The sequence below is a fragment of the Roseobacter sp. EG26 genome (assembly GCF_049830555.1).
In the GTDB taxonomy this organism is placed as follows: domain Bacteria; phylum Pseudomonadota; class Alphaproteobacteria; order Rhodobacterales; family Rhodobacteraceae; genus Roseobacter.
The window spans coordinates 123421-139604 of the sequence record NZ_JBNBLH010000006.1; the positions used below are offsets into that span (position 1 = coordinate 123421).

Annotated in this window: 16 protein-coding genes; 5 read left to right on the plus strand and 11 right to left on the minus strand. The window is 57.5% G+C overall.

The window, feature by feature from the left end:
* Positions 1-21 precede the first annotated feature (21 nt).
* Positions 22-915, plus strand: coding sequence for a TIM barrel protein (locus tag ACOTTU_RS14815; RefSeq protein ID WP_425659142.1), 894 nt, complete (start codon positions 22-24; stop codon positions 913-915).
* Positions 916-927: 12 nt separating this feature from the next.
* Positions 928-2085: a Gfo/Idh/MocA family protein gene (locus tag ACOTTU_RS14820; RefSeq protein WP_425659144.1), complete on the plus strand. Its 1158-nt coding sequence runs from the start codon at positions 928-930 to the stop codon at positions 2083-2085.
* On the opposite strand, the gene ACOTTU_RS14825 is transcribed toward ACOTTU_RS14820, so the two are convergent.
* Positions 2086-3084, minus strand: a complete 999-nt coding sequence (locus tag ACOTTU_RS14825) for a LacI family DNA-binding transcriptional regulator (RefSeq protein ID WP_425659146.1) — start codon at positions 3082-3084, stop codon at positions 2086-2088. It lies immediately after the preceding gene.
* A 187-nt stretch (positions 3085-3271) separates the two neighbouring features.
* Between ACOTTU_RS14825 and ACOTTU_RS14830 the strand changes: the two genes are divergently transcribed.
* The 3 genes from ACOTTU_RS14830 to ACOTTU_RS14840 all read left to right on the plus strand — a co-directional run bounded on the left by ACOTTU_RS14830 (position 3272) and on the right by ACOTTU_RS14840 (position 6196).
* Complete coding sequence (locus ACOTTU_RS14830; protein ID WP_298915273.1) at positions 3272-4222, plus strand: sugar ABC transporter substrate-binding protein; 951 nt, start codon at positions 3272-3274, stop codon at positions 4220-4222.
* Positions 4223-4302: 80 nt separating this feature from the next.
* The gene (locus ACOTTU_RS14835) at positions 4303-5415 is read left to right on the plus strand and encodes an ABC transporter permease (RefSeq protein ID WP_298914400.1); all 1113 of its coding nucleotides are present in this window, start codon (positions 4303-4305) and stop codon (positions 5413-5415) included.
* A gap of 1 nt (position 5416) precedes the next feature.
* A complete protein-coding gene (locus tag ACOTTU_RS14840) occupies positions 5417-6196 on the plus strand; it encodes an ATP-binding cassette domain-containing protein (protein ID WP_298914403.1) in 780 nt (259 codons plus the stop codon).
* Positions 6197-6230: 34 nt separating this feature from the next.
* Here the strand turns inward: ACOTTU_RS14840 and ACOTTU_RS14845 are convergent, their stop codons facing one another.
* The 10 genes from ACOTTU_RS14845 to ACOTTU_RS14890 all read right to left on the minus strand — a co-directional run bounded on the left by ACOTTU_RS14845 (position 6231) and on the right by ACOTTU_RS14890 (position 16183).
* Positions 6231-7412 carry a phytanoyl-CoA dioxygenase family protein gene (locus ACOTTU_RS14845; RefSeq protein WP_425659148.1) on the minus strand — a complete coding sequence of 394 codons (1182 nt, stop codon included), beginning with the start codon at positions 7410-7412 and terminating at the stop codon, positions 6231-6233.
* 84 nt (positions 7413-7496) lie between these two features.
* Positions 7497-8348, minus strand: coding sequence for a metal ABC transporter permease (locus tag ACOTTU_RS14850; protein WP_425659446.1), 852 nt, complete (start codon positions 8346-8348; stop codon positions 7497-7499).
* Between the two features lie 5 nt (positions 8349-8353).
* Positions 8354-9238: a metal ABC transporter permease gene (locus tag ACOTTU_RS14855; RefSeq protein WP_425659150.1), complete on the minus strand. Its 885-nt coding sequence runs from the start codon at positions 9236-9238 to the stop codon at positions 8354-8356.
* Positions 9235-10134: a manganese/iron ABC transporter ATP-binding protein gene (locus ACOTTU_RS14860; RefSeq protein WP_425659152.1), complete on the minus strand. Its 900-nt coding sequence runs from the start codon at positions 10132-10134 to the stop codon at positions 9235-9237. The genes ACOTTU_RS14855 and ACOTTU_RS14860 overlap by 4 nt, the downstream gene beginning before the upstream one ends.
* 78 nt (positions 10135-10212) lie before the next feature.
* Positions 10213-11100 (minus strand): metal ABC transporter substrate-binding protein, encoded by an 888-nt coding sequence (locus ACOTTU_RS14865; protein ID WP_425659448.1) that lies wholly within the window; start codon positions 11098-11100, stop codon positions 10213-10215.
* Between the two features lie 258 nt (positions 11101-11358).
* On the minus strand, positions 11359-12027 hold the full coding sequence (locus ACOTTU_RS14870) for a hypothetical protein (protein WP_425659154.1): 669 nt from the start codon (positions 12025-12027) through the stop codon (positions 11359-11361).
* A gap of 3 nt (positions 12028-12030) precedes the next feature.
* On the minus strand, positions 12031-13431 hold the full coding sequence (locus tag ACOTTU_RS14875) for a selenium-binding protein SBP56-related protein (protein WP_425659156.1): 1401 nt from the start codon (positions 13429-13431) through the stop codon (positions 12031-12033).
* Positions 13432-13515: 84 nt separating this feature from the next.
* Entirely contained in the window at positions 13516-14274 is a 759-nt protein-coding gene (locus ACOTTU_RS14880; protein ID WP_298914423.1) for an IclR family transcriptional regulator, read from the minus strand.
* Positions 14275-14525: 251 nt separating this feature from the next.
* Complete coding sequence (locus ACOTTU_RS14885; RefSeq protein WP_425659158.1) at positions 14526-15185, minus strand: response regulator transcription factor; 660 nt, start codon at positions 15183-15185, stop codon at positions 14526-14528.
* Positions 15186-15421: 236 nt separating this feature from the next.
* Entirely contained in the window at positions 15422-16183 is a 762-nt protein-coding gene (locus tag ACOTTU_RS14890) for an anti-sigma factor family protein (protein ID WP_425659160.1), read from the minus strand.
* Position 16184 lies beyond the last annotated feature (1 nt).

Genomic DNA, 16184 nt, shown 5'->3' on the forward strand with positions numbered 1-16184 from the left:
GTTTGGGAAAGGCAAAAACCCATGACACTTCGTATTGGTAACGCCCCCTGTTCATGGGGCGTGGAATTTGCGGAAGATGCCCGCAATCCCACCTGGCAATCCGTCCTGAAAGACTGCGCCGAGGCCGGTTACAAGGGCATTGAGCTTGGTCCCGTCGGGTTCATGCCGGAGGATCCTGCCGTGCTGGGGGCTGCACTGGCAACGCATGATCTGGAACTGATCGGCGGCGTGGTGTTCCGGCCCTTTCACGACCCGGATGCCTGGGAGGATGTACTCGACGGGTCCGTGCGGACCTGCAAGGCGCTGTCGGCCCATGGGGCGCGGCATCTGGTGCTGATCGATTCCATTTCAGAGCGCCGCGCGCCGACTGCCGGGCGGGCGCAGGAAGCCGAACAGATGGATGCGGCGGAATGGGCGGCCTACCGCGATCGGATCGCCACCATCGCCAAGATGGGCGCTGAAGATTATGGGCTGACGGTGGGCATTCACGCCCATGCGGCGGGCTTCATGGATTTTGAACCCGAGTTGGAGCGTCTGCTGGATGAGGTCGACGAGCGCATACTCAAAATCTGCTTTGACACCGGGCATCATTCCTATGCGGGTTTTGATCCGGTGGCCTTCATGAAGCGACATATCGGGCGCATTTCCTATATGCATTTCAAGGACATTGACCCAGTTGTCAAAGCCGATGTGATCGCCAAACGGACCGGGTTTTATGATGCCTGCGGGCAGGGTATTTTCTGCAATCTGGGGCAGGGGGACGTGGATTTTCCCGCCGTGCGCAAGGTGCTGCTGGACGCCGGTTTTGAAGGCTGGTGCACGGTTGAGCAGGACTGCGACCCCACGCTTGATCACGATCCTGTCGGGGATGCGCGGGCAAACCGGGAATACCTTGAATCCATTGGCTTTAAGTAGGGGGCTGACATCATGGCTAAGCTGAAATGGGGCATGATAGGCGGCGGAGAAGGCAGCCAGATTGGCCCGGCACACCGTCTTGGGGCGGGCCTCGACGGGGCTTTTGAATTTGCCGCAGGCGCGCTGGACCACCGGGCGGAGCAAGGGCGCGCCTATGGTCAGCGATTGGGGCTGGATGCAGATCGCGCCTATGGCGACTGGCGCGAGATGCTGGCGGGCGAGGCGGCGCGTGACGACCGGGTTGATCTGGTGACCGTGGCCACGCCCAATGCGACACATTTTGAGATCACCAAAGCCTTTCTGGAAGCAGGTTTTCACGTGCTCTGCGAGAAACCCATGACGATGACGGTCGCTGAAGGTGAGGAGATCGTGCGCCTGTCGGAAAGTTCCGGTCGCATTTGCGCGGTGAACTACGGCTATTCCGGCTACAGCCTCGTGCGTCACATGAAAGCGATGGTGGCGCGGGGCGATCTGGGCGGCGTCCGTCTGGTCAAGGCCGAGTTTGCCCATGGGCACCACGCAGATGCTGCGGATGCCGACAACCCGCGTGTGCGCTGGCGCTATGATCCGGCGCAGGCGGGCGTGTCCGCACAGTTTGCGGATTGCGGCATCCATGCTCTGCACATGGCCAGTTTCGTGATCGGTCAGGAAGCCACACGCCTGTCGGCGGATACGGTGAGCTGTATTGCCAGTCGCGTGTTGGAAGACGATGCGATGGTCAACCTGCGCTTTGATGGCGGCGCTGTCGGACGGCTCTGGACGTCATCGGTGGCGCTGGGTCGCCAGCACGGGCTGACACTGCAGGTCTTCGGCGAAAAAGGCGGCTTGCGCTGGTCGCAGGAACACCCCAACCAGCTTTACTGGATGCCCCTGAACGGGCGGCTCGAAGTCATCGAACGCGGCGCAGGTGGGCTCAGCCCCGAAGCGGATCGTACGAGCCGTGTCACGGTGGGTCACGCAGAGGGTATGCCGCTGGCTTTCGCGAATATCTACGCCGATCTGGCCGAAGCGATCCGTGCTGAAAAAGAAGACCGTGCGATGGACCCTGCCGCTGATCTTTATCCACGTGCAAGCGACGGGTTGCGGTCCATGGCTGCCGTTTTCGCGGTGGCGGAAAGCGGAAAAAGCGATGGTGCGTGGGTCGATGCACGCCCGCCGATGTATCGGTAGCTACGGGGCGGGGCGCAATGTGCCCCGCTCAACGATCGAACAGGGGAACACTCTGCCCTCGGGGTAGCGGTCGGGTTCGTCCAGCATGGCGACCATTAGTTCGATTGAGGATGTGACAATCTGACGGATCGGTTGATGGATCGTGGTGAGATCAATGTTCTGCCATCGGGCCATTTCCATGTCGTTTAGTCCGATGATCCCGATATCCTCCGGGACCCGCAGCCCGCTGTCCTTGATGGCCGAAAGCACGCCAATGGACAAAACATCATCGCCGCAGAAATAGGCTTCGGCGGGGTGATCCCGGAGCAGGCGCAGCATTTCCTTGCGGCCTGCGTCAAACGAATATTGCTCCGCAAAGGAATGGGACAAATTTATATCCGGCGCGGTGGCAAGCTCCTGAAAGAACCCCTTGTATCTGTCCTGCGTGGATGTGGCGGATTCAGGCCCGCCCAGAAAGGCGATGTCCTTGTAGCCGCGCGCCAGCAATGTTCGTGCGGCCATCCGCCCGCATTCCACGTTGTCAATCCCCACGACATGGACCTGTGGCGCGCTTGTGGAGCGCCCGAAACTGTGCACGACCGGCACGCCCGCATCGCGAAACGCTTTGGCGAAATCGGGTGACAGGGTTGACGACGCCACCACGGCGCCGTCCACGGAATACTGCCGCAACATCCGGACCGATGCCTCCGGATCGGTTTCATCCGAGAGGTTGACCAGCAGGGGGCGCAATCCCCGGTCCTGCAATCCCCGGGTGAAAAGGTCAAAAACCTGCAGGAAGATCGGGTTGTGAAAGTTGTTGGAGACCAGCCCGATGAGTTTGGTGCGTCCGGTTGTCAAAGAAGAGGCAAGTGCATTTGGACTGTACCCCAGATCGCGGGCAGCCTTTTCGACCTTGCGCCGCATTTTCTCGGAAACCGATGCGCCATCTGTGAACGTTCTGGACACGGCGGAGCGCGAGACCCCGGCGCGTTTCGCAACCTCTTTCAATGTGATGGCCATAGGGCTGTCGTCCAGATTTTCGCGATGTCCGATCTTTTATCGCAGGTGTCGCTTTCGATCAGTATGAAAAATGATCGCGTATTTTGCAACCGGTTGCAAAGAAGTGCCTCATGTGTTTAAGTCGAGTCGGAGAGGTGGCCAAAGCCACTCTTTTGCCATGAGAACGGTGAATCCTTGGGAGGAAATTATAATGTCAATGATGAAGAAACTGGCGCTCGCGACCGCGATTGCCGCTGCATCCTTTGTGACCGCGCAGACAGCGTCGGCGGAAGGCGAGAAGTACATTCTGGTCAGCCACGCCCCTGACAGCGACAGCTGGTGGAACACGATCAAGAACGGCATCGCGTTGGCCGGTGAACAGGTTGGTGCGGAAGTTGAGTATCGCAACCCGCCGACCGGTGATATCGCGGATATGGCTCGGATTATCGAGCAGGCAGCAGCCAGCCAGCCGGATGGTATCATCACCACGCTTGCGGATTTTGACGTTCTCAAAGGGCCAATCACTGCAGCGGTCGATCAGGGGATCGACGTCATCATCATGAACACCGGCACACCGGAGCAGGCGCGCGAAATCGGTGCTCTGATGTATGTTGGTCAGCCAGAGTATGACGCAGGGTTTGCGGCCGGGCAAAGAGCGGCAGGCGAGGGTGTGACCAAGTTTCTGTGCGTGAACCATGCGATCCAGCAACCAACGGTTGGTGAGCGTTGCCGCGGATACGCTGATGGCCTGGGTATTGACCTGGGCGATGCCATGATGGACAGCGGCACCGACCCGTCGGAAATCAAGAACAAGGTTCTGGCCTATCTGTCTGCCAATCCCGGTGTGGACGGCATCCTGACGCTTGGCCCAGTTTCCGCCGACCCGACGATTGCGGCGCTCAAAGAAAACGGCATGGCCGGTGCAATCCACTTCGGCACCTTTGACCTGGGTGAGGAAATCGTCAAAGGCATCAAGGATGGTACGATCAACTGGGGTATCGACCAGCAGCCGTTCCTTCAGGCGTATATGCCCGTTGTGATCCTGGCCAACTGGGACCGCTATGGTGTTCTGCCTGGCAACAACATCAACTCCGGACCCGGCTTTGTGACCAAAGACGCCCTTACGAAAGTTGAAGAGTTCGCCGGCGAATACCGCTGATCTCACGACCGTAACAGGGGCGGCTTTCTCAAGAAGAGGGCCGCCCTTTTTTTCAACTTCTGCACGCTGAAGGACACGTTATGGCAGAGACCACGCAGACAGACGAACGGATTAAAGAGATTTCGGCATTTCGCCGTGCCCTGATCCGCCCTGAACTTGGCGGCATCGTTGGCACCTTTGCCGTATTTACGCTTTTTGCGCTTTTTGCTTTTGATAGCGGGATGTTCAACAGCCAGGGCGTGATGAACTGGACCATCGTATCGGCGCAATTCATGATCATCGCCGTGGGTGCGTGCCTGCTGATGATCTGCGGAGAGTTCGACCTCAGCGTTGGATCGATGATCGGTTTTGCCGGCATGATGATCGCCGTTTTCGGCGTCGTCCTTGCCTGGCCAATGTGGATCGCCATCATCATCACCTTTGCCATCTGTTGCGCCTTGGGGGCGCTGAACGGCTGGATCGTGGTCCGAACCGGACTGCCCAGTTTTATCGTGACGCTGGCGTTCCTGTTTATCCTGCGTGGTTTTACAATCTACATCCCACAGACGATCGAGCGTAAAACCATCATTGGCGGCATTCGCGATGCGGCTGAAGGCGACTGGCTGGCACCATTCTTTGGCGGCAAGATCGGTCAGCCCATCTTTCAATGGCTTGGAGACATGGGCATTATCGGCGTCTTCGAGCGCGGTACCCGCGCGGGGGAACCGGTGGTTGACGGCATTCCGATGCTGATCGTCTGGGCGATTATCCTGATCGTTTTTGGCCATATCCTGCTGACGCGCACAAGATTTGGTAACTGGGTATTTGCCTCGGGTGGCGACGCCGAAGCCGCACGCAATTCCGGGGTGCCGGTGAACAAGGTCAAGATCATGATGTTCATGTTCACGGCTTTCTGCGCCACGGTTTTTGCAGTCTGTCAGGTGATGGAATTCGGATCGGCCGGGGCCGACCGAGGGCTTCTCAAGGAGTTCGAAGCCATCATCGCGGTTGTGATCGGTGGGGCCTTGCTGACCGGCGGATATGGCTCCGTCATCGGTGCCGCTCTGGGCGCTTTGATTTTCGGCGTGGTGCAACAGGGCCTGTTCTTTGCCGGGGTGGAAAGCTCGCTTTTCCGGGTGTTCCTGGGGGTGATCCTGCTCTTCGCGGTGATCCTGAATACGTACATTCGTCGCATCATCACGGGGGAACGCTGATATGGCCGATGCAATCATCCAGATGAAAAACATCGAAAAGCACTTCGGCAGCGTGATTGCGCTCGCCGGTGTGTCCGTAGATATTTTTGCTGGCGAATGTCACTGCCTGCTTGGTGACAACGGTGCTGGAAAATCGACATTCATCAAGACCATGTCCGGCGTCCACAAGCCAACCGCGGGCGAGATCGTTTTCGAAGGCAAGCCGCTTGATTTCGCCGACCCGCGGGATGCGATTGCGGCCGGTATCGCAACGGTCCACCAGCACCTCGCGATGATCCCGCTGATGTCGGTGAGTCGGAATTTCTTCATGGGCAACGAGCCACTGAAGAAGATCGCTGGCATCAACTTTTTTGATCATGACTACGCCAACAGGGTCACCATGGCGGAGATGCGCACAATGGGCATCAACCTGCGCGGGCCCGATCAAGCGGTGGGCACCTTATCGGGCGGTGAGCGGCAGACCGTGGCCATTGCGCGTGCGGTACATTTCGGAGCCAAGGTGCTCATCCTTGATGAGCCGACCTCGGCTCTCGGTGTGCGCCAGACCTCCAATGTTCTGGCCACCATAGACAAAGTGCGCAAGCAGGGGATTGCCGTGGTCTTCATCACTCACAACGTGCGCCACGCCATGGCGGTGGGGGACCGCTTTACCGTACTCAACAGAGGCAAAACTCTCGGCACGGCGGAGCGCGGAGAGATCACACCGGAAGAGTTGCAGGACATGATGGCCGGGGGGCAGGAAATGGCCACTCTGGAAGGGAGCCTTGGCGGGACGGTCTAGCCGTGCACGAGACAGGCCCTCCCCCGGGATGGCGTCAGGCCAACTGGCGTGCCCCCATCTCATCAAGGTGATCCGAAAATTCGGATTCTGACATGTTTTCTGACAGGGCGCGAAGGAAGAGCGCTTTCTGCGTCTCGGGTGCCAAGCCCCCTATCGGTGGGTCGCGGTCGAGGTTCGTGGGGAAGGAATACCCTTCCGCCGTTGCCGCCAGAGCCGCCGACATCTCTGCATTATTCAAGGTGCCGGTTTGCTGCGCCCGCACGGCGAAGGGATAGAGCGTTTTGCACATTCCTCTGCGGTCCAGGGTTTCCATGGCCCGTCCGAAGGCTGAAGACACTTGCAGCAGATTGGCCATGCGACCGATGTCCTTGCTGGTGTTTGCCCCGGCTGCGTGGAAAAGCGCCGGATTGAAGAACACGACATCCCCCTTTGACAGGGGGAGTTGGATGTAGCGTTCTTCGAACACGTCTCGGAAATCATTGCGCCGCCAGGCAGCATATCCCGGCAGATAGGTCTGGGAGAACGGCAGCAGCTTGGTCGGGCCGCTTTCGATTGGCATGTCACAATGGGCAATTGCCCCCTGCAATGTCAGAACGGGCGACAAAGCATGTACATGTGCGGGATAGCTGGCGCTAATCTCTTCGGTTTGAAAACCCAGATGATAGTCCCGGTGGGCCTGTTGGGCACCGCCGCCCGGATGCACCAGATTAACCTGAGCGGTCATTTGATAGTTCGGACCCAGCCACGCTTCGCTCACCGCGTCGATCATCGTATTCGCGAAGTACCGAAGATAGACGTCGGGTGCCTGCTCACAGAGTTTTTGCTGGGCGTTCCAGACGCGATCATTGGCCCCCGCAGCGGCGAAGTGATCGCCCCCCGATCCTTTGGCTGCCTTCTCTTCCGCGATGATCCGTTCATAAACGACTGTCGCCTCGTCCAGCACAGAGGTGTCCGCATATGCCCCCTTCAACGCGACAACGCCGGGCCCGGACATCAGCACCCAGGCCCATTCTCTCATGAGATCGCGGCGGCGCGCCGGGTCTTCCACCTGCGGACGAATGCGGGATGCATCATAGAGGGGAACGTTGTTCTGAATGTCCGCCGCAAAAGCGACGTCCTCGCCGCGCGTTTCGCGGTCCAGCGCGTCGAGGAATGCGCTTAGATCGCATGCATCGGCCGCATAATAGCCGCTTGGCAGGTTGGTGTGATCTTTCATTTCGGTGCCTCCCTGAAACAGGGTATCGCGGACCGGCATGACATTCCAGAACCGGTTTCTGGGCAGGCGGTGGTGCCTGGTGGATCAACTGGGCGAAGAGCTCTCGACTCGCTTCATGGACAAACGCCGGGTCACCATCTGCCGTCGCAAAAAGGCCAGGATAAACAACCCGGTCAGGATCAGAACAATGGTTGGTGCGGGGGCGCTGTCGAGAAAGAAGCTGGCATAGGTGCCCAGCAGCATCGAGACCATGCAGACCAGCACTGAGACCCATAGCATCGTGGAGAATTGGCGCACGATCAGAAACGCGATGGCCCCGGGGGCAATCAGCAATCCGATCGCCAGGATCAGGCCCGCTGCCGACAAGGTCGCAACAATGGTCAGGGAGAGGGCGGCAAGAAGGCCGTAGTGCAACCAGTTGACCCAGAGACCGGAGGCCTGCGCCTGAGCGGGATCGAAACTGTGCAGCAGCCAGTCCTTCCACTTCAAGGCCAGCATCAGCCCGACGCCTGCTGAAATGATTCCGGCAGTCCAGAGCTCGTGTGCTTCGACCCCCAGCATGTTGCCGAAAAGGATGTGATCAAGATGGGCGTTGGTCTCGACAGAGACATAGAGCACGATTCCGATGCCGAACATGCCCGAGAAGACAACACCCATGACAGTATCCTGTTTTACCCGGCTGTTGTTGGAAAGATACCCCGTTGCGATGGCGCAGGTCATGCCCGCCGCGAAGGCCCCGATGATCAGGGGGATGCCCAGGATATAAGCCAGGACAATGCCCGGCAGGACCGCATGGCTGACCGCGTCGCCCATCAACGCCCAGCCCTTCATCACCAGAAAACACGACAGGAGTGCCGTGGGAACAGAGACGATGATCGAGATCAGGAAGGCGTTCTGCATGAACTCAAAGCGGAAAGGCAGCAAAAGGGTGTCCATGTCCATTACAGGACCTCCTGAGCCGACGCATCTGGCCCCGATCGCAGCGCGCTTTCGGCCCTGCGTCGTGCAGCAAGCAGCCCGTGTTTGGGCGCAAATACAAAGGCCAAAAGGAAGATAAGTGTTTGCAGGGTGACGATGATGCCGCCGGTGGCGCCGTCAAGGAAGTAACTGATGTAGGCACCGGCAAAGCTGGTGACCGAACCGATGATCACGGATGTAACGATCAGCCTGGGGAACCGGTCACAGAGCAAATAGGCCGTCGCACCGGGCGTGACGACCATGGCGATCACAAGAAACGCGCCCACGGTTTGCATGGCGGCGACAACTGACGCTGACAGCAGGATAAAGAAGATCGCTTTCAACAGGCGCGGGCGCAACCCGATGGTGCGTGCGTGGCTCTCATCAAAGAAGGTGACCATCAGGTCTCTCCACTTGGCAAAGAGGATTGCGAGGGACACGAACCCGATGATCGCCAGTTGCAGCGTGTCCTCAGGTGTGATCGCCAGAATGTTGCCCATGGTGATGGTCTGGATGGATACGGAAGTGGGGTTGATCGAGATGATGAAGAGGCCCAGTCCGAAAAAAGATGTGAAGATCAGCCCGATGATCACATCAACCTTGAGTCCGGATCGTTCGGACAGAAACAACATGGCGCCGGCGGCCAGCCCGCCTGCAATGAAAGCCCCAAGCGCGAAAGGCAGGCCAAGGATATAGGCACCGGCCACACCGGGAACCACTGAATGGGACAGGGCATCGCCGATCAGCGACCAGCCTTTGAGCATCAGGTATGAGGACAAAAAGGCGCAGACACCACCTACAAGGGCAGAGACCCACATGGCATTGGTCATGTATCCATAGGCGAAGGGCTCGAGCAACGTGCCGATCATGATTGCTGATCCGTGCGCTGGGTCTTGTCGCCATATTGCACGAAGGGCCGCTCGTCATCGGTGAAGATTGTGACTTCGCGGGCGTCCTCGTCGTCGTGCAGCGTATCGCCGCCGAGGGTGAAATGACGCAGCACGCCACCAAAGGCGGCTTCGAGGTTTTCGCGGGTGAAGGTGGTTTCGGTGGGGCCGTAGCTCAGGACCGTACCCTTGACCAGAACAGTCCGGTCGCAGAATTCGGGCACGGACCCCAGGTTATGGGTGGAGACCAGCATGACGCGGCCCTCAGCGCGAAGTTCACGCAGGAGGGCCACAATCTGTTCTTCGGTTTTCACATCGACACCGGTAAAAGGTTCATCCAGCAAGATCACCTGACCGTCCTGCGCCAGAGCCCGCGCCAGAAACACCCGTTTGCGCTGACCACCCGATAGCTCACCAATCTGACGATGGCGGAAATCCTGCATGTTGACCCGCGCCAGGGCCTGGTCGACCGCGGCGTAATCGGCCGGTTTGGGCCGGCGCAGGAAACCCATATGACCATAGCGGCCCATCATCACAACGTCTTCCACGAGCACCGGAAACGCCCAGTCGACCTCTTCGGATTGGGGCACATAGGCGACGAGGTTTTGGCTCAGGGCGTCCCGCACTTGGTGACCGAGAATGCTGATCTCTCCGCGAGAGGCCGGAACAAAGCCCATGATCGCCTTGAAGAGAGTGGATTTTCCAGCTCCGTTCACGCCCACCAGCGCCGTTACCGTACCGCGCGGGATCTCGAAACTGGCATTCCACAAAGCGGTGTGGCCATTGCGATATGTGACCGTGACATCCCGCGCCCTCAGGCCCTCGCCGGACTGCTTTTCCGGCGGCGCGCTTTCAGGCACTATATGATCATCGCGCATCTTTTCGTCCTCATTTGGGAGAGGGGTCTCCCGTTTTTGTCCCACCCAACCAGGCCGCTTGGCGAAACCTGCAACGCATCAGTTCGTGGCCAATGACAGCCCTGTCGCTATGGTGCTTGATGTAACGCGCAAGAGGTCAAGATAGGTTGGCACCTCTCCGCCCGCTTCGCTCAGGGAATCGACGTAGAGGACCCCCCCGTATGCCACACCTGTTTCGCGCGCGACCTGTTCGGCAGGCGCTGTGTTTACCGTGCTTTCACAAAAGACCACCGGGATTTCGTTTTCCCGGACGCCATCAATAACGGCACGAACCTGCTGCGGCGTGCCAACCTGATCGGCATTCATCGGCCAAAGGTATAGCTCGTTCATGCCGAAATCACGTGCGAGGTAGCTGAAGGCGCCTTCGCAGGTTACCAGCCAGCGTTTGTCCGCTGGAATGGCAGCGATAGAGGCGCGCAAAGGTTCAATCGTCGCGCGTAGTTCTTCCTTGTAGCGCGCGGCGTTCGCAACATAGATGGCCTCGTTTTTTGGGTCCTGGGCAATGAATGCGGAGACGATATTATCAATATAGATCAGGGCGTTATCAAGCCCCATCCATGCGTGAGGGTTCGGTTTGCCTTCATAACTTCCCTTGGCGATCGGGATCGGATCAATCCCCTCTGTCAGCGTTGCCGCCGGAACATCCTTCAGATTGGTCAGAAATTGTTCAAACCAGAGTTCAAGATTCATGCCATTCCACAAAATGAGATCGGCATCATAGGCCCGAACGATGTCTTGGGGCGTCGGTTCATAGCCATGGATCTCCGCGCCGGGTTTTGTGATTGAAACGACTTCTGCGGCGTCACCGGCAACATTGGCCGCCATATCAGCGAGAACAGTGAAGGTCGTCACCACCTTCATCTTGTCATCTGCCATGGCATGTGTCGCAAGCAACATGGTGACAACCGTTGCGGACGTGGCCTGCATCAGTTTCGACAACATTGGGGACTCCCTCAACGAACGTTTCCATTTATCTCTGTAAATGCAAATCACTCGCAACTGTCAATGTAATTGCGAATTATTCGCAATTAAAATTTCCGTGAAATGCGTTTTCAGGAGCCGGCTTTGATAGAAATCCGACCTCTTTGAGGATTGTATAATCTTGAAAGTCAGACGCGTGGAGCAGCGATTGACCTGCACATGATCAGGCCCACGGCTTTGGCGTTTCGCCCTCTTAGGGGCCTTTCAATGACCAAAATATGCCGAGTAGAGACCGAACAGACCGACCGCGATAAGACTAAGCGCCCAAACCAGATCGAGGTTGAACCAGGTTTTCGACAGGAATTTCAAACCCAGCCAAAAGTAGATGATGGTTGCGATCACACTGCCTGCAACGGTCATGGAAAGTGTATGAACTGCGGCGACATTAAAGGCGGTCATCACATTGGCTCCCATCAGGGCCTGAGCCGCAAGATGGCCAGTTTCTTCGGCCCCGATTGCACAGATACCCAAAAAGATGGGCACCAGCATCAAGCCCGCGCCATGCGCCATTGCGGCCAGAAATGACCAGAGCGTCAGGCGGGCGGGGTGGATGCGCGCAAGATACTTGGGGTGACGCCGATTGATCAGCAAGTAAATGCCCATCGCAATGACGATTAACCCCGCGCCAACACGGATTTCGAGCTCAAGTTCGACCAGAAAAAACATGAGCGAGAATGGCAGCAGGATACCGATCATCGCCAGAAAGTGGCCCGTGGCCAGCAGGGCAAAGGCTTTGGGAAGGGCCTGATGCCTGCGCTCCATCAGGGCCGCGGAAACGGCCAACGGCCATCCCATACCGGGATTGAGCCCGTGATAGAGGCCCGAAAAAATGACGGCCCACCAAAGGGCCGCTACGGTGTTCAGGTCAGACACCTGCTAGACCGACGGGTAGCAGAAACTGTCGGTGGAGCAATCGCCGCCTTCCAGACGGATCTGATGCGACCGGAGCCCTTCCGGGAAATCGATGTAGAAATCCTTGTCGAGCTCAAACCCACCATTCTCGCCGACCCGCGCCATGACCATCTGCCCGCCTGCTTCATTCGGGTAGAATTGATCATCCCAGGTGGAATAGAGCGAGTTGGTCCAGTAGACCCGCTTGCCGTCCCGGCTGACCTCAACCATCTGGGGACCGTAAGCAAAGTCCTTTCCGTTGGGGTGTTTGGTGCCGCGCGCGATGCCGCCCACTTCGACCTTGCCCGCAAGCACCGGATTCATCGGATCGCTGACATCATATTGATGCATCTCGCCGAGGCCCCAGCAAGCCACATAGAGGTATTTGTCATCAAGGCTGAGGTCGATGTCAGTGACCAGCGGGGGAACAGCCTCAAACCCTTGCAAGAGCGGCGGCAGGTTTTCCGGCTTTTCGGGGCGCGGGTCGATGGTGATGGTCTTTTTCGATTGCCACGTCCCGTCTTCATCCCGCCACCAGGTGAAAATGGCCCCTTGCAGGTTGGTGGTATCCACCACCACGCCGCAGAACCCATAGGATTTGGTCGGGTCGTGAGCGGGCCTGATTTCCAGCGCCATCTGGTAGTTTTCACCAAAATCCATGGTCTGGATATTCTTGCGCGCCCGCAGATCCCAGAAATGGATGGAATGGCCGTATTTATTGGAGAGTAGATCCTCCGGCACGATACCATTTTCGAACTGTGGCGGCAGGCCCCATTCTGAACTGACCATGTAGTCCTGCGGCAGATTCCACCAGAAATCATAGTGCTTGTCCTGCTTACCGCGATCCATCTCGTAGCGACCGATGATGTCGAAGGTCTCGCAATCCATGATGAAAATGCCTGGTGGGCCGTCGGTGCCATCCGCACCTCCGCCGCCAAGGCAGGACACATAGATGCCTTCGGGGCCACAATGGATCGTATGCGGGCGCGAATAGCCGGTCTTAGCAAACAGTTCCTCGGGTTCGATTGTCTTGTGGATGTGCGCTTTTAGCGGTTCTTTGACATCAATCACATAGATGCGCGAGGATCTGATGCCGGGCACAATCAGGTAGCGCCTTTCCAGAAACGCGTGACCGGATAGCGGGGACAGCGAAGAGGAACAGGCATTCCACCCAAAGTGGTGAAATTCGTCGCCTTTGTTGGGCACGATAACCTGGTGAACGATCTGGCCGTAAGTTTCAGAATCGGGTTTGAGGTCGATGACCGCGATACCGTCAGACTGCGAGCCATCGGGGCTGAGCATGACCGTGAAGGCATAGTTTTCGACAGGTGCCTGCATCGCAAGCTTTGGCGATGCGTGAAATGTCGGATCAGGTCGTAAGTTCATTTCTTTCCTCCCTTGTGGAAAATGTCATCCGCTTTTGCGGTCTTTTTTTATTGAGCTCAGATGAGCCTGAAATTGTGAGTAGGGTTACACCTCCGCGACATTGCACAGTTGGATGGCACCGCTGATTTTGTCTGAAAGGCCGGTCAGCTTGCGGCCGATCTCGTGACGGTAGTCTCTTTCAAAACGGCGGATCGGACCGACCGCGCCAACGCTGAAGATCGCGCCGATATTCCCGATGGAAACGGGTGCGGCGACACTTGCGATACCAAGGTCAATTTCCTGATCACAATCTGCAAATCCCTGCGCCACAATCTGGGAAAATTCAGCGCGCAGATCGGCCTTGGTGACCTTGGTATGCTCGGTATAGGCTTTCAGGCTACGCGTCAGAATGCTCTCCTGAAACTCGGGCTCGGCAAATGCCGCGATTGCCTTTGAGCAAGAACAGGCGTGCATGGGGCGTTCGCCAAGCCCCGGATGGATGAAGGCCCGGCCGGGATCACCCGGTGTCTCGACGTGGATGATCTCCACCTTGCCGCCGCGAAAACGGGCGAGGAAAACGGTCTCATTAAAGCTGTTGGTGGCGGCCTTTAAAAGTGGTGCGGCACATCTGCGGACATCAATGTCAGACTTCCCCAGGAGCGAGATGCGGATCATCCGCTCGCCGATGACAAACCTGCCGTCTTCCGCGGGTTGATCCAGCAACCGCTGGTCCTGCAATGACTGGATCAGCCGGTAGCAGGTCGGTTTGGGCAAGCCAGTCGCCTTTTGAATTTCTGGCACCGATACCGGGCGGCCAGCTACCGCGACGATTTCAAGAAGATTGATCAGGCGATCCAGATGCATACAGGCTCTCGATTTATGAGACTCTATCTCAAATTATGAGAAACTTTAATAGCAAAGCAAGAACTTTTCCGGATTTCGATGAGAAGGGAGGTCAAGCGGTTGCTTCACGTCATGCGTACCGTGTTCGGATGACGGCCCGAGGGAGGGAGGTGTCAGCCATCTAGACCGCGGAATCCCCTGATATGGAGAGACCCTGCGATACGATTTCGTTTCTCCGGGGGGACTCTGCGGTTGGGCGCATTGGGCTCCGTCTATCCAAATCGATAACCGGCACCGCGGACTGTGGTAATCAACTTACCGTAGGGGCCAAGCTTTTTGCGTAAGCGACCGATGTACACATCTACCACATTCGTCATGGGATCCTCGTGGGTCCCCCAAACGGAGTTCAAGATGCGTTCCCGGCTGAGCGCTTTGTTCCGGCTGGCCATTAAGATCGCTATCAAATCGCGTTCCTTGGCGGAGAGCTCGACCACAACTTCGTCGACCGTAAGGACCATGGCGGAACTGTCGTAGATGATACCTTGGTATCGCAGTTTACCGTCATCGTCATTGCACGCGTAACCAATAGCGCGGCGATGCAGAGCGTGAACACGTGCAATTAATTCTTCAAAATCAAAGGGTTTCGGCAGATAGTCATCTGCGCCTAAACGCAACCCAGCGACCCGCTCATCCGTGCTATCCAATGCGGTCAGCATGAGCACGGGTGTCACGATGCCGCGCGCCCGCATTTTTTGGCAGACCTTTTGACCGGTGATCCCGGGGAGCATCAGATCGAGGATCACCACGTCGAACTCACGGTCCTGCAGAATCTCCAATCCGGTTTCGCCGTCGCCGGCATGCTCAACCACCCAGCCTTCCGCCTTCAGGCCACGCCGGACAAAATCAGCGACCCGCATTTCATCTTCAACCAACAGGATGTTCATATCATGTGTCCTCTTGCCATGTATTTGACGCGCATTGAGCGTCTTCAACAAGGCAAACGGATCAAACGGCGGGTTATTCCATCTTTTCCAAGTTATTTTTGCACAACGTTCCTGATGGGTGTTGCAGGCACCATGAATTCGGTATGAAACCCAGCCCGCCGTTTTTGGTGGCCAAACGCTTCTCACTTGGATGCAACAGTTCTTTGGAGGTCTGTGTGTTCCCGTCAGCGCAAATTTTGCAAAGCGGCAGCTTCAGCGGCTGGATTGAGCGGGGGGCCGGCATTCTGGCCATCCAGATAGGCATCCAATGCTTGCAATGAAGATGCCGGCACATAGCCGTTTTCGTCCATCTTTGCCGTCGCGACGGCCAGCCGCAAATTCCATGTACCGTTCTGTTCGCACGCGACCGAAACAACCGTGGGGCCATCGGTGCTACGAAGTTCAAACTCGCGGCACAATGTTTGCGACCCATCATAGAAGGTGGCAATTGGGGTAATCTGAGTGCTGTCTGCCAATTGTTCGAGTTCACCGGAGGGTACCGTATCGAGCAGGTCATTGAGTTCGACTTCGGTCAGTGTCGCCAGCACGATACCTCGGGCACTTTGGGTGCTGTCTGTTGAGACGAGTAGACCCGCACCTAAGCCAACCGCAAGGGCGAGTGCGGCTGCCAGCGGTAGCTTCCAAAAAGGCGCAGAAACAGACTTTCGGCCGAATGCAATAATCTTGCGATCTTCGGGGGGGGCATGCGTTTGGTATTCTGCCGCGAGGTTCCGCACCTTCTGGACCAGGTGTTCAGGAACCGGTTCGTGCAGCGCCTCTTCAAAACTCTTTTGAGACAGTTCGCGGGTCTCGGCGAAGGTTGCCAGGCGAAGATTGAGCGCCGCATTGCTGACCAAGGCTGCATCCACTTGCAAGGCGCGTTCGGTCCCCAACTCGCCGTCAGCATAGGCCATGAGTTCTTCATCGGTGAATTCGAATTTCTGCATC

Bases quoted from the DNA above. Each gene is read 5' to 3' on its own strand.
- ACOTTU_RS14865 (WP_425659448.1), bottom strand. From the start codon at position 11,100: ATGCAGGCCACGTCCGCAACGGTTGTCACCATGTTGCTTGCGACACAT.
- ACOTTU_RS14835 (WP_298914400.1), top strand. From the start codon at position 4,303: ATGGCAGAGACCACGCAGACAGACGAACGGATTAAAGAGATTTCGGCA.
- ACOTTU_RS14855 (WP_425659150.1), bottom strand. From the start codon at position 9,238: ATGATCGGCACGTTGCTCGAGCCCTTCGCCTATGGATACATGACCAAT.
- ACOTTU_RS14890 (WP_425659160.1), bottom strand. From the start codon at position 16,183: ATGCAGAAATTCGAATTCACCGATGAAGAACTCATGGCCTATGCTGAC.
- ACOTTU_RS14825 (WP_425659146.1), bottom strand. From the start codon at position 3,084: ATGGCCATCACATTGAAAGAGGTTGCGAAACGCGCCGGGGTCTCGCGC.
- ACOTTU_RS14840 (WP_298914403.1), top strand. From the start codon at position 5,417: ATGGCCGATGCAATCATCCAGATGAAAAACATCGAAAAGCACTTCGGC.
- ACOTTU_RS14875 (WP_425659156.1), bottom strand. From the start codon at position 13,431: ATGAACTTACGACCTGATCCGACATTTCACGCATCGCCAAAGCTTGCG.
- ACOTTU_RS14880 (WP_298914423.1), bottom strand. From the start codon at position 14,274: ATGCATCTGGATCGCCTGATCAATCTTCTTGAAATCGTCGCGGTAGCT.
- ACOTTU_RS14820 (WP_425659144.1), top strand. From the start codon at position 928: ATGGCTAAGCTGAAATGGGGCATGATAGGCGGCGGAGAAGGCAGCCAG.
- ACOTTU_RS14850 (WP_425659446.1), bottom strand. From the start codon at position 8,348: ATGGACACCCTTTTGCTGCCTTTCCGCTTTGAGTTCATGCAGAACGCC.
- ACOTTU_RS14860 (WP_425659152.1), bottom strand. From the start codon at position 10,134: ATGCGCGATGATCATATAGTGCCTGAAAGCGCGCCGCCGGAAAAGCAG.
- ACOTTU_RS14815 (WP_425659142.1), top strand. From the start codon at position 22: ATGACACTTCGTATTGGTAACGCCCCCTGTTCATGGGGCGTGGAATTT.
- ACOTTU_RS14845 (WP_425659148.1), bottom strand. From the start codon at position 7,412: ATGAAAGATCACACCAACCTGCCAAGCGGCTATTATGCGGCCGATGCA.